Below are 22,709 nucleotides of genomic sequence, written 5' to 3'. Positions count from 1 at the left end.
TGTCCTCAAACGCGGACACTGGAGATAAAAGCATGGCTAAGAAAAGCGCTATTGAGAAGAACAAGCATCGTCGTGAGCTGGTGAAGAAGTTCGCCGGCCGCCGCGAGCGCCTCCTGGCGGTCGCCAACGACGAGTCGAAGTCCATGGAGGAGCGCTTCGAGGTGCGCCTCAAACTGGCTGAGCTGCCGCGCAACGCGAGCAAGACCCGCATCCGCAACCGCTGCGAGATCACGGGCCGCCCGCGCGCTTACTACCGCAAGCTCGGCATGTCGCGTATCGCTCTGCGCGAGCTCGGCAACAAGGGCCTGATCCCAGGCCTCGTGAAGTCCAGCTGGTAAGGGGGAGGGCATCATATGATCAACGATCCGTTGGGCGATATGCTCACCCGTATCCGCAACGCGCAGATGCGCCGTCGCGGGTCCGTTTCCACTCCTGGCTCGAAGCTCCGCGCTCGCGTCCTCGAGGTTCTCAAGTCCGAGGGCTACATCCGCGACTACTCGCAGACCGAGTTCGGCAACGGCCGGACCGAGTTCTCGATCGAGCTGAAGTACTATGACGGTCAGCCGGTGATCCGCTCCATCGAGCGTGTCTCCAAGCCCGGCCGCCGCGTGTATGCCTCTGTCGACACCATGCCTCGCGTGGCTGACGGCCTCGGCGTCACCATTCTCTCGACGCCCCAGGGCGTGATGTCCGATCACGAGGCTCGCGAGAAGAACGTGGGCGGCGAAGTGCTCTGCAAGGTCTTCTAAGGCCAGGCACCCGCACAGAACCACGGAGATTCGAAAATGTCCCGAGTAGGCAAGAAACCCGTTCCGGTTCCGTCAGGTGTGACGGCCACCGTTGACGGTCAGATGGTAAGGGTTAAGGGCGCGAAGGGCGAGCTTTCGTTCGTCGTTCCCGAAGAAGTGTCGGTTGCTCTTGAAGACGGCGCCGTGTCGGTGAACCCGCGCGACGAGTCCAAGACGGCCCGGGCGAAGTGGGGCCTGTCCCGCGCTCAGGTGTCGAACCTGGTCGAGGGCGTGTCCAAGGGCTTCGAGAAGCGTCTTGAGATCAACGGCGTCGGCTACAAGGCCGCCGTTGCCGGCAAGGTGCTGAAGCTGTCGCTGGGCTACAGCCACGACATCGACTACGCGATCCCGGCTGGTGTCACGATCACGACGCCGAGGCCGACCGAAGTCGTCGTTGTCGGCATCGACAAGCAGGTCGTCGGCCAGACCGCCGCCGAGATCCGCGGCTATCGCGGTCCGGAGCCTTACAAAGGCAAGGGCGTGAAGTACTCCGACGAATTCATCTTCCGCAAGGAAGGCAAGAAGAAGTAAGGACGACGTATCATGGCTGAGAAGAAAGGCGCTGAAGATCGCCGCAAGGCTCGTGTGCGCCGTGCGATCAAGAAGGCATCGAATGGCCGTCCGCGTTTGTCGGTCTTCCGTTCGTCCAAGCAGATCTATGCCCAGGTCATCGATGACGTGCGCGGCCACACGGTCGCTTCGGCTTCGACCCTCGAGGTTGACCTGAAGGGCAAGCTCAAGACCGGCGCCACTGTCGATGCGGCGAAGGAAGTGGGCAAGCTCGTGGCCGAGCGCGCGGTTCAGGCCGGCGTGAAGCAGGTCATCTTCGACCGCTCGGGCTACCTCTATCACGGTCGCGTCAAGGCTCTGGCCGACGCTGCCCGTGAAGGCGGTCTGGATTTCTAACGGCGGGTTTATCCAAACAACCCTTAGCGAGCGGGCCCGCCGCCCGCGCAAGTGAGAGGTCTCATGGCTAGAGAACCAAGAGAACGTGCTGATCGCGAAGAGCGCGACAGCGAATTCGTGGACCGCTTGGTCCACATCAACCGCGTCGCGAAAGTCGTGAAGGGCGGCCGTCGCTTCGGCTTCGCTGCTCTCGTCGTCGTCGGCGACCAGAAGGGCCGCGTCGGCTTCGGCCACGGCAAGGCCCGTGAGGTGCCGGAGGCGATCCGCAAGGCGACCGACGCTGCCAAGCGTTCGATGATCCGCGTTGCCCTCCGCGAGGGCCGCACGCTCCACCACGACGTGAACGGCCGCCACGGCGCCGGCAAGGTCGTGCTGCGTGCCGCTCCCCAGGGTACCGGCATCATCGCCGGCGGCCCGATGCGCGCCGTCTTCGAAGTGGTGGGCATGCAGGACGTGGTCGCCAAGTCTCTCGGCTCGTCGAACCCATACAACCTCGTCCGCGCGACTTTCGACGCGCTCAAGAACGAGGACAGCCCGCGCTCGGTCGCTGCTCGCCGTGGCCTGAAGGTCTCGACGCTGCAGGCTCGCCGCCGCGATGCGGATGTCAGCGAAGCCGCTGGCGCAGAAGCGTAAGGGAGGCTTTGACAATGGCAAAGAATCCAGCCGCTTCCGGCAGCACCGTCACCGTTGAGCAGATCGGCTCGCCGATCCGCCGCGAGGCCAAGCAGCGCCAGACGCTGATCGGTCTCAAGCTCAACAAGCTTCACCGTACTTCGACCTTGGAAGACACGCCGGCAGTTCGCGGCATGATCGAAAAGGTCAAGCACCTCGTGCGCGTTGTCGACGGGCAGTGAGGAGAGCGTCATGAAACTCAACGAAATTCGTGACAACGAAGGTTCCACAAAGAACCGCATGCGCGTGGGCCGTGGTATCGGCTCCGGCAAGGGCAAGACCGGTGGTCGCGGCGTGAAGGGTCAGAAGGCCCGTACCGGCGTGTCGATCAAGGGCTTCGAAGGCGGTCAGATGCCTCTGCACCGTCGTCTGCCGAAGCGCGGCTTCAACAAGCCGAACGCGATCGTGCTGAACGAGGTCAATGTCGGCCGCATTCAGCAGGCCGTGGAAGCCGGCAAGCTCGACACGGGCGCTGCCGTAACGGTCGAGACGCTGGTCGCTGCCGGTGTGGTCTCCAAGCCGCGCGACGGCGTGAAGATCCTCGGTGTCGGCGAGCTCAAGGCGAAGCTTTCCTTCCAGGTCCATGGCGCGTCCAAGTCGGCCGTCGACGCGATCGAGAAGGCTGGTGGCTCGGTCACCCTGCTGGGTGCCGTTGCGCAGGCGTGAGCCCGCGCCCACATTGACTAAGATCCAAGCGGCGGCCCGCGTCTGATCGCGTGGCCGCCGTTTGCGTGATGACCATCACGTATCAGGTATTTCGGGGACACCACTATGGCCTCAGCAGCCGAACAACTTGCGGCAAACATCAATTTCGGCGCCATCGCCAAGGCCGATGAGCTGAAAAAGCGCATCTGGTTCACTCTGGGCGCACTCATCATCTACCGTCTCGGAACCTACATTCCGCTGCCCGGCATCGATCCGGAGGCTCTCCGGCAGAGCTTCCAGGGCGCCAGCGGCGGCGTGCTCGGCCTCTTCAACATGTTCTCGGGCGGTGCCGTGGAGCGCATGGCGATCTTCGCCCTGAACATCATGCCGTACATCTCGGCGTCGATCATCGTCCAGCTCCTCACCTCCGTTCTGCCGTCCCTCGAGGCGCTCAAGAAGGAAGGCGAGGCGGGCCGCAAGATCCTGAACCAATACACCCGCTATCTCACGGTGCTCCTCGCCCTGTTCCAGTCCTGGGGTATCGCGGTCGGCCTGCAGAGCTCCGGCACCATCGTGCAGGCGCCCGGACCGTTCTTCCTCATCTCGACCGTGATCACGCTCACGGGCGGGACCATGTTCCTCATGTGGCTCGGCGAGCAGATCACGTCGCGCGGTATCGGCAACGGCACCTCGCTGATCATCTTCGCGGGCATCGTGGCCAATCTCCCGACCGCCATCGCCGGCACGCTCGAGCTCGGCCGCCAGGGCGCGATTTCGACGGGTCTGATCATCGGCGTGATCGTGATGGCCGTCGCCATCATCTACTTCGTGGTGTTCATGGAGCGCGCCCAGCGCCGTCTGCTCATCAATTATCCAAAGCGTCAGGTCGGCAACCGGATGTATGAGGGCCAGACGTCCTTCCTGCCGCTCAAGCTGAACACCTCGGGAGTGATTCCGCCGATCTTCGCGTCCTCGCTGCTGCTGCTGCCGGCGACCATCGCTAGCTTCCAGACCAGCACGGACGGCACCGGCATCATCTCCATGCTCACGACTTATCTGGGCCATGGGCGTCCGGCCTACATGTTCATGTATGCCGCTCTGATCGTGTTCTTCGCCTTCTTCTACACGGCAATCGTGTTCAATCCGACGGAAACGGCGGACAACCTGAAGAAGCAGGGCGGCTTCATCCCGGGCATTCGCCCTGGCGAGCGCACGGCGGATTTCATCGATCAGGTTCTGACCCGCATCACGGTGCTGGGTGCCGCTTACCTGGTGATCATCTGCCTGATTCCCGAACTGCTGGTGTCTTATGCGGCTTTGCCATTCTACTTTGGCGGCACTTCGCTTCTGATCGTGGTGTCTGTTACCATGGACACGGTCGCCCAGGTGCACGGCCATCTCTTGGCTCACCAGTATGAGGGCCTCGTCAAGAAGGCGAAGCTCAAGGGCGCACGCAGACGCTAAGATTGAAGCATCTCGCCAAAAGGCGGGCACACTCGACGAAGTCAGGGGGGCGTCGATGAGGATCATTCTGCTGGGGCCGCCGGGAGCCGGAAAAGGCACTCAGGCTGTTCGTCTGGTCGAGCGGCTGGGGATTCCCCAGCTTTCGACAGGCGACATGCTCCGCGCAGCCGTGGCTGCCGGCACGCCGGTCGGTCTCAAGGCCAAGGCTGTCATGGACCGGGGCGACTTGGTGTCCGACGATATCGTCGTCGGCATCATCGCCGACCGAATCGAGGAGCCGGACGCCAAAAGCGGCTTCATCCTCGACGGTTTCCCGCGGACCGTGGCCCAGGCCGAGGCCTTCGACGCCATGCTGGCCGCCAAGGGCCTCAAGCTCGATGCCGTCATCGAGTTCAAGGTGAACGAGGCCGAGCTGGTCGACCGGATCGTCAAGCGGGCCAAGGACACCGAGGCCCGCGGAGAGCCGGTCCGCAAGGACGACAATCCCGACGTGTTCAAGACCCGGCTCGATGCCTACAGAAAGCAGACAGCCCCGCTTTCGGCCTATTACGACAGCAAGGGCATGTTGAGGACCGTCGATGGCATGAAGCCCATCGACGAGGTGACTGACGCGGTCAAGGGAATCCTGGGTCGCTGAAGGAGAAGGGCTTGACTAAGGGGTTAATTTCCGTTAGGGGCAAGCTCTTGCACAAGAACCTGCATATCCAGAGGGCTTCGTGAGGGGCCGCTCTGGATTGTTGTGTTTCGCATAAGCCCGCGCAGGGGCCGGCCTCCACCGGACGCGCGATAACCAAAACCCGAAGCATCTGCTTCCTACATGGAGATGGACGATGGCCCGTATTGCAGGCGTCAACATTCCGACTGCCAAGCGCGTTGTGATCGCGCTTCAGTATATTCACGGCATTGGGCCCAAGAAGGCTCAGGAGATCGTCGAGAAGGTCAACATCCCGGCCGAGCGCCGCGTGAACCAGCTGACCGATGCCGAGGTTCTGGCCATCCGCGAGACGATCGACCGCGACTACATCGTGGAAGGCGATCTGCGCCGCGAAGTGTCCATGAACATCAAGCGCCTCATGGATCTCGCCGCTTACCGTGGCCTGCGCCACCGCCGCAGCCTCCCGGTCCGCGGTCAGCGCACCCACACGAATGCCCGCACCCGCAAGGGCAAGTCGAAGCCGATCGCCGGCAAGAAGAAGTGATGTAGGGCGGCCTGCCGCCCAAGATCATTCCCGGGCCTGATCCGGGGATCTCGTGCCGAGTCAGGCGCCAGAATTTGAATGCGATGGCCGGATCAAACCCGGCCATGACGAAAGTTGAAACTCCCGAGCGCCTGGAACGACGGGCGCGCTTGAAGGATCTTTGGAATGGCTAAAGAAGCTACCCGCGTCCGCCGCCGCGAACGCAAGAACATCGTTTCCGGCGTGGCGCATGTGAACGCCTCGTTCAATAACACCATGATCACCATCACCGACGCCCAGGGCAACACGATCTCCTGGTCTTCGGCCGGCGCCATGGGTTTCAAGGGTTCGCGTAAGTCGACCCCGTATGCGGCGCAGATCGCCGCTGAAGATGCGGCCCGCAAGGCTTCCGAGCACGGCATGCGTACCCTCGAGGTCGAGGTGTCCGGTCCCGGCTCCGGTCGTGAGTCGGCTCTGCGCGCCCTCCAGTCGGCCGGCTTCACCGTCACCTCGATCCGTGACGTGACGCCGATCCCGCACAATGGCTGCCGCCCGCGCAAGCGTCGCCGCGTCTAAGGTTATCCTGCGCGTGGGTCTCCACCCACGCGCGTTCCGGTTTAAAGGGCTGGTCCAAAACCTCCCTTCAAGCCGTACCTCATGAGGTGTGGTTGTGATCCAAAAGAACTGGCAAGAGCTGATTAAGCCGAACAAGCTTGAAGTCGCCCCCGGCGACGATCCGAAGCGCATTGCGACGGTGGTTGCGGAGCCGCTCGAGCGTGGCTTCGGTACGACGCTCGGCAACTCGCTGCGCCGGGTCCTCCTGTCGTCGCTCCAGGGCGCGGCAGTGACGGCGGTCCATATCGACGGCGTGCTGCACGAGTTCTCGTCCATCCCGGGCGTCCGCGAGGACGTGACCGACATCGTCCTCAACGTGAAGACGATCGCCATCAAGATGCAGGGCGAGGGCGCGAAGCGCATGACGCTCCGCAAGACAGGCCCCGGCGCCGTCACTGCTGGCGACATCAACACGGTCGGCGACGTGCAGATCCTGAACCCCGAGCTCGTGCTCTGCACCCTCGACGAGGGCGCCGAGATCCGCATGGAGTTCACGGTCGACACCGGCAAGGGCTACGTACCCGCCGAGCGCAACCGCACCGAGGACGCCCCGATCGGCCTCATCCCGGTCGACTCGCTCTACAGCCCGGTGAAGAAGGTCTCCTATCGCATCGAGAACACCCGTGAGGGCCAGATTCTCGACTACGACAAGCTGATTATGACGGTCGAGACCAACGGCGCCGTGACGCCTGAGGATGCCGTGGCTTATGCCGCCCGCATTCTGCAGGATCAGCTCCAGGTCTTCGTCAACTTCGAAGAGCCGCGCAAGGAAGAGGCTGCCGCTGCCGCACCGCAGCTGCCGTTCAATCCGGCGCTCCTCAAGAAGGTGGACGAGCTCGAGCTGTCGGTCCGTTCGGCCAACTGTCTGAAGAACGACAACATCGTCTATATCGGCGACCTCATCCAGAAGTCCGAGGCGGAAATGCTCCGCACCCCGAACTTCGGCCGCAAGTCGCTCAACGAGATCAAGGAAGTTCTCGCCGGCATGGGCCTGCACCTCGGCATGGACGTGCCGGGCTGGCCGCCGGAGAACATCGAAGACCTCGCGAAGCGCTTCGAAGAGCACTATTGAGTTTGTTGAGGCCGCCTTTCACTCGGAAGGCGGCTTCTAATCTGCCCACCCGTCAACAGGGCGGGGATCATAAGAGAGACGGCCGTACCTTGGCACGGCGGCCGTAAAATCAAGGAGAAAGCCAATGCGTCACGGATTCAGTGGTCGTCGCTTCAACCGCACGACCGAACACCGCAAAGCAATGTTCGCCAACATGGCGGCTGCGCTGATCAAGCACGAGCAGATCGTCACGACTCTGCCGAAGGCGAAGGACCTGCGTCCGATCGTCGAGAAGCTGATCACCCTCGGCAAGCGCGGTGACCTGCATGCCCGCCGCCAGGCCATGTCCAAGCTTCGCGACGAAGCCATGGTCAAGAAGCTCTTCGAGGTGCTCGGTGCCCGCTACCAGGACCGCCAGGGTGGCTATACCCGCGTCCTCAAGGCCGGTTTCCGCTACGGTGACAACGCTCCGCTGGCCGTGATCGAGTTCGTGGATCGCGACGTGGATGCGCGCGGTCGGGATTCGGGCCCGACCATGAAGGACGAGCTCGTCGAGGCAGCCGAGTAATCTCTCGGCTCCGGGATTTGATCAAGGGCGGTCTTCGGGCCGCCCTTTTTGTTTGCAACGGTCCGATGCTCCTTTTCCTATGGGACGCATCGTCCTTCGCGGAAAACCGGATCCACATTTCCGAGCGACGCGCTAACGCTGCGGAACTTGGTATTTCGGGTTCTGCGTTTTATCGAAAGACGTCGCTGAACAAAGGATTCGCCCGCTATGCGCTTTTCGCCGTTTCGCCTGTCACTGTCCGCTGTCCTATTGGCTCTCGGAGTGGCGGGGGCGCAGGCTCAGACCCAGCGCGTCGCCCCGGACAGCAAGGCGCAGGTCCAGCTCTCCTTCGCGCCCGTCGTGCGCCAGACGGCGGGATCCGTCGTGAACGTCTATGCCACCCGCTCGGAGCGTCGGCAGAACACCGGCATGGAAGAGTATTTCCGGCGCTTCTTCGGCGACAATGCGCCGGGCGTTCCCCGGGGACGTTCCCAGAGCTCCCTCGGCTCCGGCGTCATCGTCGACCCGTCCGGCCTCGTGATCACGAACAACCACGTCATCGAGAACATGAACGAGGTGAAGGTCGCACTCGCCGATCGGCGCGAGTTCGCGGCTGACATCCTGCTGCGCGATCCACGCACCGACATCGCCGTGCTGAAGCTCAAGGACGCCACGAACCTTCAGGCCGTCGAACTGGGCGATTCCGAGGCTCTGCAGGTCGGCGACCTCGTGCTTGCCATCGGCAATCCCTTCGGTGTCGGGCAGACGGTGACCCAAGGCATCGTTTCGGCCCTGGCCCGCACCCAGGTGGGCATCTCCGACTATCAGTTCTTCATCCAGACCGATGCCGCCATCAATCCGGGCAATTCGGGCGGCGCGCTCATCGACATGAACGGCCGCGTGGTCGGCATCAACACGGCGATCTATTCACGCTCCGGAGGCAGCATCGGCATCGGCTTTGCCGTTCCCTCGAGCATGGTCCGGGTGGTGCTGAACTCGGCCAGGGGCGGTGCAAAGAATGTGGTCCGGCCCTGGCTCGGCGCGCGCCTCCAGCCCGTGGATGGCGATATCGCCAACGGCCTGGGCCTGGAGCGCCCGACCGGCGTTCTGGTGACCTCCGTCTACGACAAGGGACCGGCCGCAGAAGCCGGACTCAAGCGGGGCGATGCGATCCTGTCGGTCGACGGACAGTCGGTCGATAATCCGGATTCCTTCGGCTATCGCTTTACCCTGAAGGGAACGCAGGGACAGGCTCCTCTCACTGTGCTCCGGGGCGGCAAGCAGACGACCATCCAGGTCAGGCTGATGCCCCCGCCGGAGAACCCCTCGCGGGAGCCGGTGCGGGGCCGGACCCGGACGCCGTTCGCCGGCGCGACGCTCGTGAACATGTCTCCTGCCGTCGCCGACGAGCTGCAGATCGAGATTGCGGATGACGGGGTGGTGGTTGCGGACCTCGACGAGCGCAGCGTCGCTGCCAATGTCGGCTTCGAGAAGGGCGATCAGATCGTGGCCATCAACGGCGAACGCCTCGCGTCCACCAAGGACGCGGAACGCGTCATCGACCGGAACAGCGGCTACTGGGAGATCACCGTCAGCCGAGGCGGACGGATCTTCACGACGGTGCTCGGTCGGTGAGCGCCTGGAGCATCTCGAACGAGCTGTCGCCGAGGGACATCGAGACCGCCTATCGCTGGATTTCGGCTGAGAGCTACTGGGCGAAGGGGTTGCCGCGGGGCATTTTCGAGCGCTCCGTCGGGAATTCCCTGTGTTTCGGCCTGCGCGATGCCGCCGGTGATCTCCGCGGCTTCGCCCGGGTCGTGACCGATCGGGCGACCTTTGCTTACCTATGCGATGTCTTCGTCTGCCCGTCGGTGAGGAGACAAGGGGCCGGGAAGGCCCTGATCCAGGCGGTCGTGGAGCATCCGGACCTCCAGCTGCTCCGGCGCTGGATGCTGATGACGCGGGATGCCCACAAGCTTTATGAGCCTTTCGGGTTTCAAACCCCTGAAAATCCTGAAAGACTCATGATGCGGCTGGACCCTGAGGTCTATGCGCGCTTGAGCTCTGGAGAACCATGAGCGACCTGTTTTCATCCGCCGGTCTCGACCAGAATGCGCCTCGTCCGCTGGCGGACAGGATGCGGCCGACCACACTGTCCGAAGTGGTCGGCCAGGACCACCTCGTCGGGACGGACGGCATCCTGAGCCGGCTCATCGCATCCAAGACCTTAGGGTCCCTGATCTTCTGGGGCCCGCCCGGCACCGGCAAGACCACCGTCGCGCGCCTGCTCGCCCATGAGACGGATCTTCACTTCGAGCAGATCTCGGCGATCTTCTCAGGCGTGGCGGATCTCAAGAAGGTTTTTGAGGCGGCCCACCAACGCCGCTCGATCGGCAAGGGCACGCTGCTTTTCGTCGACGAGATCCATCGCTTCAATCGCGCCCAGCTCGACGCCTTCCTGCCGGTCATGGAAGACGGCACCATCACTCTCGTAGGCGCGACCACAGAGAATCCGTCCTTCGAGTTGAATGCCGCGCTTCTCTCACGTGCCCGCGTGCTGCTCTTCAAGTCACTCGACGAGCCGGCCATCGGGCAGATCCTGGCTCGCGCCGAGGAGGTCACGGGAAAAAGCCTGCCGCTCGACGAGGAGGCGAGGGCGTCCCTCGTGCGCATGGCGGACGGCGATGGACGTGCGGTGCTGACGCTCGCCGAAGAGGTCTGGCGCTCAGCGAAGCGCGGTGAGGTTTTTGACGCGGAGCAGCTGCAGGAGATCATCCAGCGCCGCGCGCCGATCTACGACAAGGGGCAGGAGGGGCATTACAACCTCATCTCCGCCCTGCATAAAACCATCCGCGGGTCCGATCCGGACGCGGCGCTCTATTACCTCGCCCGCATGCTCGACGCGGGCGAGGACCGGCTCTTCATCGCCCGCCGGCTGGTGCGGGCGGCGGTGGAGGATATCGGCATGGCCGATCCGCAGGCGCTGGTCATCGCCAATGCGGCGAAGGACGCCTTCGATTTTCTCGGGTCGCCGGAAGGGGAACTGGCGCTGGCGCAGGCCGCGGTCTATCTCGCCACCGCGCCGAAATCCAACGCGCTCTACACCGCCTACAAGGCCGCCACGCGGGTGGCGAAGGAGCACGGCTCCCTCATGCCGCCCAAGACCATCCTGAACGCCCCGACCAAGCTCATGAAGCAGATCGGCTACGGCGAGAGCTATCGCTACGACCACGACGAGCCGGACGCCTTTTCCGGTCAGGATTACTGGCCCGAGAAGCTGGGGCGGCGGGAATTCTACGATCCGGTGGATCGCGGCTTCGAGCGGGAGATCAAGAAGCGGCTCGACTGGTGGGAGAGGCTACGGCGTGATCGGCAGGGCGAGGACGAGCAGGAATAATCCATGAAATCCTATCTCCTTGTCTTCCTGGGCGCCGGAATCGGCGGCGCGCTCCGGCATGGGGTGAATGTCGGCTGCGCTCGGGTGTGCGGAACGGCGTTTCCGTGGGGGACGCTCACGGTGAATATCCTCGGCTCCTTCATCATGGGAGCTCTTGCCGGATGGCTTGCCTTCAAGGCGGGCGAGGGGTGGAGCCAGCCCTTGCGGCTCTTCCTCACCACCGGAATTCTCGGCGGGTTCACCACCTTCTCGGCTTTTTCCCTCGATGCCGTGCTGATCTGGGAACGAGGGCAGAACGGGCTTGCCGCGACCTATGTGGCCGCTTCGGTCCTTCTCTCCATCGCCGGATTGGTCGCTGGTCTCGGCTTGGCCCGGACGATCCCGGCCTAAACCTCGATTGCCGCCTGCGCGGCGCTCTGGTACCCACAGATTCATGAGAAAAAGCGGTTCAGGACAGAATGGCGCCCGCGGCGGGCGCTCGGGTGCCCGGCAGGGTTTTCGCTCGCGCGAGGACAAGCCGGCACGCAAGGCTTCATCGACCAAGGCTCCGTCGGCCAAGGCTCCGTCGGCGAAGCAGGGCGGGTTGAAATCGGCTGCGGGCAAAACGCGCGCGGCATCGGCTTTGCGCGAGAAGCCGGCTGCGCGGCCGAAGCAGGCAAAGCCCGCGACCGCGGAGGCTCCGCGCCAGCCGACACGGGCTCAGGCCAAGGCGGCCGCCCAGGAAGTCCTGGCAACGGGCGTGCAGACCCTCGTGGTCGAGCCCGATGAGACCGACATGCGCGTCGACCGTTTCCTGGTCGCCCGTTTCCCGCAGCTCGCCTTCACCCACATTCAGCGCATCGTCCGTAAAGGCGAGCTGCGCATCGATGGCAAGCGGGCGCAGCCGAATGACCGGCTGGCGGCCGGCCAGAAGGTTCGCATTCCGCCCTTGAAGCTCGATCAGCAGCGGCCGATTTCCCGCAATGCGGCCAAGGACCAGGACAACCGCGAGTTCCTGAAGTCGATCACGCTCTATGAAGACAAAGACGTTCTCATCATCAACAAGCCGATGGGGCTCGCCGTCCAGGGCGGATCGGGCACCAAGCGGCATGTCGACGGATTGCTCGAGGCGCTCAAGGACGACGAGGGACAGAAGCCGCGTCTCGTGCACCGCCTCGACAAGGACACGGCGGGCTGCCTCGTCATCGCCAAGACACGCTTTGCCGCGTCCACCATGGCGAAATCCTTCCGCGCGCGCACCACGCGCAAGATCTATTGGGCGCTCGTCGCCGGCGTGCCGCGTGTCCGACAGGGCAGGGTGTCGACTTACCTCGCCAAGGAAGGCGATGAGGGCGATTCCCGCATGCGCGTCGCCCAGCATGGCGACGAGGGTGCAAGCCATGCGCTGACCTATTACGCCGTGGTCGATACGGCCGCGCAGAAGCTTGCCTGGCTGTCGCTGAAACCCGTCACGGGACGCACGCACCAGCTGCGCGCCCATGCTGCCCATATCGGTCATCCCATCGTCGGCGATCCGAAATATTTCGACATCGAGAACTGGGAGCTGCCCGGCGGCATCCAAAACAAGCTGCATCTCCTGGCGCGCCGCATCGTCATCGCCCATCCTCGGACCGGGAAGCCCATCGACGTCACCGCGCCGCTGCCACCTCATATGCAGCAGAGCTTCAACCTGCTCGGGCTCGATACAAGCCGCTACGATCCCATTGTGGAGGCACCTGAAGAGTAGCTTTCCTACCTCCTTCGATCCTTCTCCCTGTCGTACTTTCGCCGCGCATGGCGAGCAGCATCGGGTGGATCTCAGAAGTGATGTCCACTTTTGGGTCCGATGCTCCAGGCAAGGAGGAGATCGATGGAACACAAGCCTCTTGATCAGCTCCGTAGCGTAGCCGACGTTCAACCGAGACCCCTGTCTCGCGAGGAACGACTTCAGCGTTGGATCGACCTGCTCGAACGGGATCCCAAACGCCGCCTGAACTCCCTTGGTGAAATCGAGTACAAGCCGCCGGCAGAGCGCGCCCTGGTCCGCGAGGACAACTCGCCGCTCACGGTCGCGTATGACGACCCCGTCCTGCGTGCGGACGGACTGGCGAGCGACCGGCTCGGCGATGCCATGCGGTACTTCGCGCTGTCGGACGGTCAGGCCCATTATGCCCTTTGCTCATGCCTGAGCGGACGCACGATGGAGGCCGTGACCTGTGCTCAGAGATTGCGGAACGCGACAGGCAACGTCGCCTGGCAATCGGCCGTCGGCGCCTGGGTTCTGGCGGCCCTGGCCGTGAGTCTGCCGGGCCTCGTCTACCTGCTGAGCTGAGCGCTATCGAACGAAAAACAACCACGTCAGGAGGCTTCGAAGCCTCCTGACGGTGCCTTGGCCATTGCAGGCCGTCCCTGAATCGGGGACAAAGCGGCAGACCGCAAAAGGCACTTTCTCCATGCTGCACATCGAGCCCGTCACCCTCTCCACCGACCGATTGACCTTGCGTCCGTTGAGCCTCGCCGATGTGCCGGCTCTGGGCGTCGCCGCCAGCGATGGCGAGTTGTGGGAGAAGAAGACCACGACGGTGCCCCGGCCCGAAGAGTTCGAGGCTTACGTGCAGAAGGCCCTGGAGCTTCAGGCTGCAGGTCTCGCTCTCCCTTTCGCAACGGTGGTCAACGACGGCAATCGGGTTGTCGGCTCGACACGCTACATGAATATCGATGTCGCCAATCGCCGGGCCGAGATCGGCACCACCTGGATCGCAACGTCCTGGCAGCGGACTTTCGTCAACACGCACGCGAAGTTCCTCATGCTGCGGCATGCCTTCGAGGTCCTGGGCTGCCTTGCCGTCGAAATCCGCACGCATGCCCGCAACGACCAATCCCGTGCCGCCGTCGAGCGCCTGGGCGCCAAGCTCGACGGCATCCTGCGTCAGCACATGATCATGCCCGACGGGCATATCCGCGACACGGCGGTCTACAGCATTGTCCGGGAGGAATGGCCTGCGATGAAGGCGAGACTCGAGCCCCGGCTGGCTTCGGCTTGAGGATGTGAGGCTCAGATAAAGCCGTGTTCCCGCAGCCGCTCGATCGAGGCGGCTGCATTGCGATGGTGGATGAAGATGCCGCCTGCTCCTTCCCAGAGTTGGCGATACTTCTCGCGATCGTCGACCAAGGCATCTCCGGGACGGCAATGTTCGCGCTTCAGGGCGGCCGTGGTGGTGATCACCTCGACGCCGGGAAAATGCCGCTCGGCCCAGCGTCGCTTCTGTGGCTCAGCCCAATTCCCGCGGGGCAGACCCGTCAGAATGACAGGGTTGAGGTGGCGAACGGCCTCGAACAGGTCCATGGCATCGGGGAGCGGTTCAAGGGTGTTGAAGAAGTCCGGGGTGGCAGCAATCTCCGACCAGAAGCGTTTTAGGCCGAACCGGCGTTCGTATTCGACCGGAGGCATGCCGAAGATTTGGGCCGCGCCTTTGTCGAAGTCGGCCAGGACACCGTCGCAGTCCAGGAACACAGCCGGCATGCCCAACCTCTTTCGATCATCCCAGTCCGAAACCAGCCATCGTTCGGCATTGTTCCTGCCTGTACCCCAAGCTTTGCCGCTCCCGGAACGCCGTCGGCCGAATCACGTTGGTCTCTGACAGGTTCCATAAGGTGAGTTGAAGCATGAGCAGCACTGTTCGCGACAACGTCGCCCGCCATCGATTCGAACTGGAACGAGACGGGCAGATCGCTTTCGCCAATTATGAACGGCGCGGGTCCGATCTCGTGATCCGGCATGTGGAGGCTGCCATCCCCCTGCGCGGCACTGGCGCCGCAGGCGACCTGATGCGCGGCGTGGCCGAGATCGCACGATCGGAAGGGCGGTCGATCACGCCACTTTGCGGTTATGCCTGGGCCTGGATCCGCCGTCACAAGGAATACAGCGATCTTCTGAACTGAGCGGATCCTCCCCGTTCGGTGGGTGTGCCCATTCGCCGTACTGCGATCTGCGTCAAAATAGACTAAACAGCGGCTCCTCCAAAAAACTTCATACTGCGCTATGGGGGCGCCGCCTGTGACCAACGTTCTCGAAAAAGCTAGAAGGGTTCTGACCAAGAAGAGCGTGGCTGTTTCAGCCGCCATCCTTGCCCTAGTCATTGCGGCCGCCGTGTTCATCGGTCCCCGCCTGCTCGCAGAGCCTGCTGTCGAGATCACCTATTCCGAGTTCACCCGGCAATTGGCTGACAAAAAGGTCCAGAAGGTCCTGATCGAGAGCGGCGGCCTCTCCGTCTCGATGGCGGACAGGAACGTTCTAGTGCGCATGCCCAATGGTCTCGTGAGTGCCGATTACATCGAGCGGATCACGGCATCCGGGGCAGAGGTCGATTTCAAGAAGCCCGGCTTCGATGCAGCCCATCTGGCCAGCATTCTGGTGCCGCTCGTCCTCGTGGGGGCCGTGCTCGTGATGCTGGCGATCCAGACCGATTTCAAGCCGACCTCGCGCTGGCCTCGTGTGATCCGGAGCATTCCCAACCGCTTCGACGATGTCGCCGGCCAGGAAGAGGCCAAGGCCGAGCTGCAGGAGGTCATCGCATTCCTGCGCGATTCCGATGCCTTCAAGAAGGTGGGAGCCCGCATCCCCCGCGGCCTCCTGATGGTCGGACCACCCGGAACGGGCAAGACGCTCATCGCCAAGGCGCTGGCCGGTGAGGCGGGGGTCTCCTTCATGGCCGTGTCAGGCAGCGACTTCTCGGCGCCTCTGATCGGCATTGCCAAGGGTCGTGTGTCCAAGCTCTTCGAGCAGGCCCGGAAGAAGGCGCCTTGCCTGATCTTCATCGACGAGATCGACGCCATCGGTCGCAAACGCGGGGGCGGCGGATCGGCAGCCGATCGTGAGTTCGAGTCGACGCTGAACCAGCTCCTGGTCGAGATGGATGGCTTCAACACCACCGCCGGCGTGATCGTCATCGGCGCCACGAACCGCGTCGACGTGCTCGATCCGGCTCTCCTGCGCCCTGGCCGCTTCGACCGTCAGGTCCATATCGGGCTGCCCGATATCGGAGGCCGTGAGGCGATCCTCAACGTTCATGCCCGCAACATCAAGCTCGCGGAAGGTGTGAGTCTCGCCTCCATCGCCAAGGGCACGCCCGGCTTCTCGGGCGCCGATCTTGGCAATCTCCTGAACGAGGCCGCGATCTTCGCGGCTCGCGAGGGTGGCGAAGCGGTCACGCGGGACCATCTCGAGGCGGCCCGCAACAAGATCATCATGGGTCTCGAGCGGCGCTCCCTCGTGATCTCGGACGAGGAGCGCAGGCTGGTGGCTGTCCACGAGGCGGGCCACGCGCTCTGCGCCTGCCTGCTGCCGGCCTCCGACAAGGTGCACAGCGCCACCATCATCCCCCATGGCCAGGCGCTCGGCCTCGTGATGCGGCTGCCCGATCACGACCGGTTCTGCATTCCGGTTGAGAAGCTCGAGGCGGACCTGATCGTCGCCATGGGCGGCCGGGCGGCCGAAGAGGTCGTGTTCGGCCCCAAGAAGGTCACGACCGGGGCCGCCAGCGACATCGCTCACGCCACCAACATCGTGACCAAGATGGTCACTGAATGGGGCATGAGCCCGGCCATCGGCATGGTTCGCGTGGCGCGCTCGGGCGATAGCCTCCCGCGTGAGGTCGAGCAGGAAATCCGCCGCATCATCGACGAGATGTATGCGGCGGCCAAGACCTGCATCGAGGACAACCGCGATGCGCTCGATGCCTTAACCAAGGCGCTTCTGGAGCATGAGACCATCGAAGGCGATGAAGTCCGCCAGATCGTCGCGAAGCAGGAGACGAGACTGGCCGCCTGAACCGGCGGCCAGATGTCAGATTCCCGCTTCGACCTTCAGGTGCTGACAGCTTCCTGGTTCATGTCACCATTGTCGTCAAGCGGCGCATGGATCGTACAGACGACGCCGGTCGGCGCGAAGGCGATGGTGACATCCCCGTTGAGCTCCTGAGCAAGGCTGCGCTCGATCAGGCGCGTGCCGAACCCCCTGCGGCTCGGTTCGACGACAGGAGGACCACCCTTCTCCTTCCAGATCAGTTCCAGCTTCATTCCGCCAGCCTGCTTCGTGATCGACCAGCTGATCGCGATACGTCCCGTTGGGTTGGACAGGGCACCGTATTTGACCGCATTGGTGCCGAGTTCCTGGAGCGCCATGGCGATGGCAAGGGCGATGCGGGGCGGCAGGCGCACATCCTGACCGTGAAGATCGAAACGGCTGTGCCCAGGGCCTTGGAAGGGCGCGATGGCTTCCTGAATGACTTCGCGCAGATAGGCCCCGTCCCAGTTCTCGCGGGTCAGCACGTCATGGGCGCGGGAGAGGGCAAACAGACGGCCCTCGACTGCATCGCGGACCTCGCTCGCTGTCCCTGCATTGCGCAGGCTCTGGGAGGCAATGGATTGAACGGTCGCAAGGGTGTTCTTCACACGATGATTGAGCTCGTTGATGAGAAGCTGCTGGTGCTCCTCGGCCCTCTTCATCTCCGTAATGTCGAGCGCCACGCCCAAGGTTCTGGTCGGTATGCCGTCCTTGACGTCCTGCATCTCCGCCCGCAGCAGGAGCCAGTGCTGGGAGCCGTCAGGCCAGACCACCCGCAATTCGGTCTCCACATGTCGATCCCCGCGAGAGAGGGCCTCCGCGACAGTGGCTCGAAGGCGCTCACGTTCGCCGGGATAGTAGCGAGCCCTGATGTCGTCCGTAGACAGGGTTGCATCCGGGGGAAGACCGAGCAGCCGTTTCAACTCCGGTGAAACCGTCAATGTGTCCGTGGCCGTTCCGACTTCCCAGACGGCCATGCGCCCGGCGTCGATGGCGAGGCGCAGACGAGCCTCGCTTTCGGCCAAGGCCGCCTGCGACCGCTTGGTTTCGGTGAGATCGGCTGCCAGCACGTAGAATCCCGCGACGCGGCCATCGCTTCTGCGGTCTGGAATGTACTCCGATTTCACGTAGCGAATGCCCGAGGGAAAGGGCGCCCACCATTCATGGTCTGTACGTTCGCCGGCCAGGGCGGCCTCGATATAGGGCCTTACCCGTTCATAAGCGGGTGCGCCGACGGCATCCCTCAGATGAACCCCGTACAGGTTTTCCGGCGTCTGCCCGATCCAGTGCTCATAGGCCATGTTGTTGAAGCGGTAGCGCTGATCGGCATCCACATAGGCAATGAGAGCCGGTAGATGATCGGCGATTTGTTTGAGCTGTAACTCACTGGCGTAATCGGATGAACGGCTGGCGATGCGGCCGGAGCCTTGCTCATGGAGCCGTGCCCGCAGCTCGCGATTCTCGCGTTCCAGTTCCGCAAGTCTGTTCGGCAGAGCGTCCCTGTCCATGGGCTCGGTCGTCATCATTTATTCTTCTTGGCCCATTTTCTGGACAAACCCTATCCCGCTCTTGGTCTAGGCATGGATATAGAACGCCAGCAGGAAAAAACCGGGTGCGGAGGTTTGTTTCCTGGAGACGCCTTCTGGCAGCGGCATGGATTATTGAATAAGGTGCCCGCCCATAAGGGGGCTCCTGTATGAAACGCATCATTCGTGTCACCGCCGCCATCGGTCTCGGCCTGCTTGCAACGGCCTGCGACAAGTGCGGCAATTGGAATATGAACACGCCGCAGTTCTGCCACGCCGACAAGCCGCAGAGCTAAGCCACGGACGTCTCCATCTGACTGGGGAAGACCCTTGAAGCTCGTTCTCTTCGATGTCGACGGCACGCTGGTCGACAGCCAGAACATCATCATCGCCGCCCAGCAGATGGCGTTCGCTGCCCATGGGCTGGAGCCGCCGAGCCGGGAGCGTTCGCTCTCCATCGTCGGCCTGTCTCTGGCGGAGGCCTTCACGGTTCTGGTCGGGCCGGGAGGCCCTATTGAAGGTTTGGTCGAGGCCTACAAGGACGCCTTCCTCACCCTGCGCCAGGATCCGGCGAATGCAGAGCCACTTTTTCCCGGTGTCGAGCATTGCCTCGAATGGCTCGACGACCGCGAGGATGTGCTGCTCGGGATTGCGACCGGCAAATCCCGGCGCGGCGTTGCCCATCTGCTCGACCGGCACGGCTGGCATGACGTCTTTTCCGTGATCCAGACCGCCGACGATGCGCCCTCCAAACCCCATCCCGGCATGATCCTGCAGGCGATGCGGGAGACCGGTACTGGCCCCCATGGCACGGTCATGGTGGGCGTTCGAGCTTCGACATGGCCATGGCCCGCGCGGCCGGGGTGCTGCCGGTGGGCGTCTCCTGGGGCTTCCAGCCCGTGGCCGCTCTGACGGAGGCGGGAGCAGGTCCTATCGTGCATTCCTATGCGGAGCTCGAGGCTGTGCTGCAGGAATTCCTCGACGCACCCTCGAAGATTTCCGCTTGAACTCCTATGTCACGCCCATGACAGATTCACGCGACTGGTTTCCGTCGGAAGAGGAACCGAACCCCATGCGCGCGGCCCAGGCCGGCATGAAGCCCACGTTGCCCAAGCGCTTCTACAAGGAAGCCGGCGTCGAGGAGCGGGATGGCCTGTTCTTTCTGACCCTGGACGGGCGCACCGCCAAGACGCCAAGCAAGCAGGCCTTGGCCGTGCCTTCGCGCGGCCTCGCCGAGGCGCTGGCCGAGGAGTGGCAGGGGCAGGGGAGCGAGATCGATCCCACGACCATGCCGATTACCCGCATCGTCAATTCCGCCATCGACGGCGTCGCGCCCCGGCAGGCGGAGGTCGTGGACGATCTCGTCCGCTATGCCGGGTCCGATCTGGTCTATTACCGCGCCGGCGAGCCCGAGCGCCTGGCCAAGTCCCAGAACGATGCCTGGAGCCCGGTTCTCGACTGGGCGAAGGATACTCACGGCGCCCGCTTCGCTCTGGGCGAGGGCGTCATGCATGTGACCCAGCCCGACGAGGCCGTCGCGGCCGTCCGCGGCGCCATCGAGCAGGTCCGGTCTCCCTTCGCTCTCGCCGCCCTGCACGTGATGACGACGCTCTCCGGCTCGGTCCTGATCGCGCTCGCCCACGCGGCGCAGCAGATGGACGTAGACCAGGCCTGGGCCGCCGCCCATGTGGACGAACTCTACCAGGAGAGCGTCTGGGGCCAGGATCACGAGGCCATGGAGCGCCGCCGCCGGCGCGAGGCCGATTTCAAGGCGGCCTCTGCCGTTTATCGCCTGGCTCAGCAATAAGTCGGCGTGAACCCCGGCTCCGCCTTTTTCGGGCAATCCTGTGAAAGGACACCGGGCCCAAGCCGATAGTGGGATTTTGAGCCTCGCACGGCTGTGCTAAGCGAGGGGAAACATTCCCCCGGCATCCAGGGATTCCCGATGAAAGACATGCTTGAACGGCTTGAGGAGCGGCGTGCACAGGCTCGCCTGGGCGGTGGCGAAAAGCGCATCGAGGCGCAGCACGGCCGGGGCAAGCTCACCGCCCGCGAGCGCATCGAGCTCCTGCTCGACAAAGGCTCCTTCGAGGAGTTCGACATGTTTGTCGAGCACCGCTCCACAGATTTCGGCATGGAGAAGGTCAAGATCCCCGGCGACGGCGTCGTCACCGGCTGGGGCACGGTCAACGGTCGGACCGTCTTCGTCTTCGCCAAGGATTTCACCGTCTTCGGCGGCTCGCTCTCCGAGGCGCACGCCCAGAAGATCATCAAGATCCAGGACATGGCGCTCAAGATGCGCGCGCCCATCGTCGGTCTGTTCGATGCGGGCGGCGCCCGCATCCAGGAGGGCGTGGCGGCGCTCGGCGGCTATGGCGAGGTGTTCAAGCGCAACGTGATCGCCTCCGGCGTGATCCCGCAGATCTCAGTGATCATGGGCCCGTGCGCCGGCGGCGACGTCTATTCGCCCGCCATGACCGACTTCATCTTCATGGTGCGCGACCGCTCCTACATGTTCGTCACCGGCCCCGACGTGGTGAAGACCGTCACCAACGAGTCCGTGACCTCGGAGGAACTCGGCGGCGCCAAGGTCCATACCAGCAAGTCGTCGGTGGCCGACGGCGCCTATGACAACGACGTCGAGGCGCTGCTGCAGGTGCGCCGTCTCATCGATTTCCTGCCCGCCAACAACCAGGACGGCGTGCCGGAAATCCCGCGCTTCGACGATCCGAACCGCACGGACGACAGTCTCGACACCCTGATCCCGGACAACCCGAACAAACCCTACGACATGAAGGAGCTGATCCTGAAGGTCGTGGACGAGGGCGACTTCTTCGAGATCCAGGAATCGTACGCGAAAAACATCATCACCGGGTTCGGGCGGGTCGAGGGCCGCACGGTGGGGTTTGTCGCCAACCAGCCGATGGTGCTGGCAGGCGTGCTCGACTCGGACGCCTCGCGCAAGGCCGCGCGCTTCGTGCGCTTCTGCGATGCCTTCAACATCCCTATCGTCACCTTCGAGGACGTGCCGGGCTTCCTGCCGGGCACGGCGCAGGAATATGGCGGCCTGATCAAGCACGGCGCCAAGCTGCTCTTCGCCTATTCGGAAGCCACCGTGCCGCTGGTCACCGTCATCACGCGAAAGGCCTTCGGCGGCGCCTACGACGTGATGGCGTCCAAGCATATCGGCGGCGACATCAACTACGCCTGGCCGACCGCCCAGATCGCCGTGATGGGCGCCAAGGGCGCGGTGGAGATCATCTTCCGCCAGGACATCGGCGACGCGGACAAGATCGCGGCGCGCACGAAGGAATACGAGGACCGCTTCATGTCGCCCTTCGTGGCGGCCGAGCGCGGCTACATCGACGAGGTGATCATGCCGCATTCGACAAGGCGACGGATCGCCCGGGCGCTGGCGATGCTTCGCCACAAGGAGAGCGAGCGGCCCTGGAAGAAGCACGATAATATTCCTCTATAGGCATCAAAAAGCCCCGGCTGCCTGACCGGGGCTTTTCCTTGCTGCTGGCAAAACAGGCACTTACTGCGACGCTCCGTTTACGAGCTCCGGCCTCCGAACCGTCTGGAACACGTAGCGCATGGCATCCGGCAGCAGCTGCTTGAACGCATCCCAATTGTGGGCGCCGTCGATGATGCGCAGTTCCGCCGGAATCTTGTTGTCGCGCCAGACCTTGTACAGGTTGGTGGCGTGATATTCGATCTGGAAATCGTCGTGGTCCCCAGAGCTGAAATGGACCGGCATGCTGATCTTCTTCGCCAGGAAGGCATCGAGCAGGGTCGGATAGTTCAGCGACTTCCAGACCTCGGGATCGTATTGCTCAGCGCCAAAGACACCGACACGGCGGGCCGATGAGGTTTCCGGCGGCTCGGGGACATAGATCGCGGGACTGACAAGAGCCACGGCCGCAAACATCTCAGGGTTCTTGAGGGCGAAGCGCAGAGATCCATAGCTGTCTGGATGCGAGACCTCCTTGGCATGAGCGATGACCTGGAGGGCTGGCGGCAACGCGTCTGCATCGGGTGGCTTGTAGCGGCGGTTGGCGAGCTTCGGCTCGGCAGCCAGGCGGCTTCGCACAAC

At 63.6% G+C, this 22,709-nt stretch carries 28 protein-coding genes and 1 pseudogene; 26 read left to right on the top strand and 3 right to left on the bottom strand.

Features of this window, described 5'->3' with window-relative positions; translation table 11 throughout:
- Positions 1-32 precede the first annotated feature (32 nt).
- The 20 genes from rpsN to FS320_RS16570 all read left to right on the top strand — a co-directional run bounded on the left by rpsN (position 33) and on the right by FS320_RS16570 (position 14,286).
- On the top strand, positions 33-338 hold the full coding sequence (rpsN, locus tag FS320_RS16665; protein WP_152712962.1) for a 30S ribosomal protein S14: 306 nt from the start codon (positions 33-35) through the stop codon (positions 336-338).
- Between the two features lie 15 nt (positions 339-353).
- Positions 354-749 carry a 30S ribosomal protein S8 gene (gene rpsH, locus FS320_RS16660; RefSeq protein WP_152712961.1) on the top strand — a complete coding sequence of 132 codons (396 nt, stop codon included), beginning with the start codon at positions 354-356 and terminating at the stop codon, positions 747-749.
- Positions 750-785: 36 nt separating this feature from the next.
- Positions 786-1,319 (top strand): 50S ribosomal protein L6, encoded by a 534-nt coding sequence (gene rplF / locus FS320_RS16655; protein WP_152712960.1) that lies wholly within the window; start codon positions 786-788, stop codon positions 1,317-1,319.
- Positions 1,320-1,331: 12 nt separating this feature from the next.
- Positions 1,332-1,694, top strand: a complete 363-nt coding sequence (rplR, locus tag FS320_RS16650; protein WP_152712959.1) for a 50S ribosomal protein L18 — start codon at positions 1,332-1,334, stop codon at positions 1,692-1,694.
- Positions 1,695-1,757: 63 nt separating this feature from the next.
- Positions 1,758-2,327: a 30S ribosomal protein S5 gene (rpsE, locus tag FS320_RS16645; protein WP_009764316.1), complete on the top strand. Its 570-nt coding sequence runs from the start codon at positions 1,758-1,760 to the stop codon at positions 2,325-2,327.
- Between the two features lie 14 nt (positions 2,328-2,341).
- A complete protein-coding gene (gene rpmD, locus FS320_RS16640) occupies positions 2,342-2,548 on the top strand; it encodes a 50S ribosomal protein L30 (RefSeq protein ID WP_152712958.1) in 207 nt (68 codons plus the stop codon).
- 10 nt (positions 2,549-2,558) lie between these two features.
- Positions 2,559-3,032, top strand: coding sequence for a 50S ribosomal protein L15 (gene rplO, locus FS320_RS16635; protein ID WP_152712957.1), 474 nt, complete (start codon positions 2,559-2,561; stop codon positions 3,030-3,032).
- A 105-nt stretch (positions 3,033-3,137) separates the two neighbouring features.
- The gene (gene secY, locus FS320_RS16630) at positions 3,138-4,475 is read left to right on the top strand and encodes a preprotein translocase subunit SecY (RefSeq protein ID WP_152712956.1); all 1,338 of its coding nucleotides are present in this window, start codon (positions 3,138-3,140) and stop codon (positions 4,473-4,475) included.
- 55 nt (positions 4,476-4,530) lie between these two features.
- Complete coding sequence (locus FS320_RS16625) at positions 4,531-5,112, top strand: adenylate kinase (protein WP_152712955.1); 582 nt, start codon at positions 4,531-4,533, stop codon at positions 5,110-5,112.
- 193 nt (positions 5,113-5,305) lie between these two features.
- A complete protein-coding gene (rpsM, locus tag FS320_RS16620) occupies positions 5,306-5,674 on the top strand; it encodes a 30S ribosomal protein S13 (RefSeq protein ID WP_036353015.1) in 369 nt (122 codons plus the stop codon).
- 165 nt (positions 5,675-5,839) lie between these two features.
- A complete protein-coding gene (gene rpsK / locus FS320_RS16615) occupies positions 5,840-6,229 on the top strand; it encodes a 30S ribosomal protein S11 (protein WP_036353018.1) in 390 nt (129 codons plus the stop codon).
- Between the two features lie 88 nt (positions 6,230-6,317).
- Positions 6,318-7,340, top strand: coding sequence for a DNA-directed RNA polymerase subunit alpha (locus FS320_RS16610; protein ID WP_338105373.1), 1,023 nt, complete (start codon positions 6,318-6,320; stop codon positions 7,338-7,340).
- A gap of 124 nt (positions 7,341-7,464) precedes the next feature.
- Positions 7,465-7,887 (top strand): 50S ribosomal protein L17, encoded by a 423-nt coding sequence (gene rplQ / locus FS320_RS16605; RefSeq protein WP_152712954.1) that lies wholly within the window; start codon positions 7,465-7,467, stop codon positions 7,885-7,887.
- A gap of 207 nt (positions 7,888-8,094) precedes the next feature.
- Positions 8,095-9,501, top strand: coding sequence for a Do family serine endopeptidase (locus FS320_RS16600; protein WP_152712953.1), 1,407 nt, complete (start codon positions 8,095-8,097; stop codon positions 9,499-9,501).
- Positions 9,498-9,944: a GNAT family N-acetyltransferase gene (locus tag FS320_RS16595; RefSeq protein WP_162003031.1), complete on the top strand. Its 447-nt coding sequence runs from the start codon at positions 9,498-9,500 to the stop codon at positions 9,942-9,944. The genes FS320_RS16600 and FS320_RS16595 overlap by 4 nt, the downstream gene beginning before the upstream one ends.
- Entirely contained in the window at positions 9,941-11,263 is a 1,323-nt protein-coding gene (locus FS320_RS16590) for a replication-associated recombination protein A (RefSeq protein ID WP_152712952.1), read from the top strand. Before FS320_RS16595 ends, FS320_RS16590 begins: the two co-directional genes overlap by 4 nt.
- 3 nt (positions 11,264-11,266) lie before the next feature.
- Positions 11,267-11,653, top strand: a complete 387-nt coding sequence (gene crcB / locus FS320_RS16585; protein ID WP_152712951.1) for a fluoride efflux transporter CrcB — start codon at positions 11,267-11,269, stop codon at positions 11,651-11,653.
- Positions 11,654-11,696: 43 nt separating this feature from the next.
- On the top strand, positions 11,697-12,989 hold the full coding sequence (locus tag FS320_RS16580; RefSeq protein WP_192926299.1) for an RluA family pseudouridine synthase: 1,293 nt from the start codon (positions 11,697-11,699) through the stop codon (positions 12,987-12,989).
- A 123-nt stretch (positions 12,990-13,112) separates the two neighbouring features.
- On the top strand, positions 13,113-13,574 hold the full coding sequence (locus FS320_RS16575; RefSeq protein ID WP_152712950.1) for a hypothetical protein: 462 nt from the start codon (positions 13,113-13,115) through the stop codon (positions 13,572-13,574).
- 121 nt (positions 13,575-13,695) lie between these two features.
- Positions 13,696-14,286 carry a GNAT family N-acetyltransferase gene (locus FS320_RS16570; protein WP_152712949.1) on the top strand — a complete coding sequence of 197 codons (591 nt, stop codon included), beginning with the start codon at positions 13,696-13,698 and terminating at the stop codon, positions 14,284-14,286.
- A gap of 11 nt (positions 14,287-14,297) precedes the next feature.
- On the opposite strand, the gene FS320_RS16565 is transcribed toward FS320_RS16570, so the two are convergent.
- The gene (locus FS320_RS16565; RefSeq protein WP_152712948.1) at positions 14,298-14,765 is read right to left on the bottom strand and encodes a 5' nucleotidase, NT5C type; all 468 of its coding nucleotides are present in this window, start codon (positions 14,763-14,765) and stop codon (positions 14,298-14,300) included.
- A 143-nt stretch (positions 14,766-14,908) separates the two neighbouring features.
- Between FS320_RS16565 and FS320_RS16560 the strand changes: the two genes are divergently transcribed.
- Together FS320_RS16560 and ftsH are read left to right on the top strand one after the other, a co-directional pair.
- Positions 14,909-15,184 (top strand): GNAT family N-acetyltransferase, encoded by a 276-nt coding sequence (locus FS320_RS16560; protein WP_152712947.1) that lies wholly within the window; start codon positions 14,909-14,911, stop codon positions 15,182-15,184.
- A 163-nt stretch (positions 15,185-15,347) separates the two neighbouring features.
- Positions 15,348-17,072 carry an ATP-dependent zinc metalloprotease FtsH gene (gene ftsH / locus FS320_RS16555; RefSeq protein WP_162003030.1) on the top strand — a complete coding sequence of 575 codons (1,725 nt, stop codon included), beginning with the start codon at positions 15,348-15,350 and terminating at the stop codon, positions 17,070-17,072.
- A gap of 35 nt (positions 17,073-17,107) precedes the next feature.
- Here ftsH and FS320_RS16550 read toward each other — a convergent pair whose 3' ends face one another.
- Positions 17,108-18,613, bottom strand: a complete 1,506-nt coding sequence (locus FS320_RS16550) for a sensor histidine kinase (protein WP_152712945.1) — start codon at positions 18,611-18,613, stop codon at positions 17,108-17,110.
- Positions 18,614-18,783: 170 nt separating this feature from the next.
- On the opposite strand from FS320_RS16550, the gene FS320_RS49780 reads away from it, so the two are divergent.
- The 4 genes and pseudogenes from FS320_RS49780 (at position 18,784) to FS320_RS16535 (ending at position 22,091) form a co-directional block, all read left to right on the top strand.
- Positions 18,784-18,909, top strand: a complete 126-nt coding sequence (locus tag FS320_RS49780; protein ID WP_274597182.1) for a hypothetical protein — start codon at positions 18,784-18,786, stop codon at positions 18,907-18,909.
- A 34-nt stretch (positions 18,910-18,943) separates the two neighbouring features.
- A pseudogene (locus FS320_RS16545) lies at positions 18,944-19,620 on the top strand (HAD-IA family hydrolase).
- Positions 19,621-19,637: 17 nt separating this feature from the next.
- The gene (locus FS320_RS16540; protein ID WP_152712944.1) at positions 19,638-20,420 is read left to right on the top strand and encodes an ATP12 family chaperone protein; all 783 of its coding nucleotides are present in this window, start codon (positions 19,638-19,640) and stop codon (positions 20,418-20,420) included.
- A 138-nt stretch (positions 20,421-20,558) separates the two neighbouring features.
- A complete protein-coding gene (locus tag FS320_RS16535; protein ID WP_152712943.1) occupies positions 20,559-22,091 on the top strand; it encodes an acyl-CoA carboxylase subunit beta in 1,533 nt (510 codons plus the stop codon).
- Positions 22,092-22,151: 60 nt separating this feature from the next.
- On the opposite strand, the gene FS320_RS16530 is transcribed toward FS320_RS16535, so the two are convergent.
- A partial coding sequence (locus FS320_RS16530; RefSeq protein ID WP_244627184.1) for an alpha/beta hydrolase-fold protein occupies positions 22,152-22,709 on the bottom strand: 558 nt, incomplete at its 5' end.

The organism is Microvirga tunisiensis, assembly GCF_009296175.1.
Taxonomy (GTDB): Bacteria; Pseudomonadota; Alphaproteobacteria; order Rhizobiales; family Beijerinckiaceae; genus Microvirga; species Microvirga tunisiensis.
The sequence above is the reverse complement of the archived record's forward strand: the minus strand, read 5'-3'. Positions and strand labels throughout refer to the sequence as shown.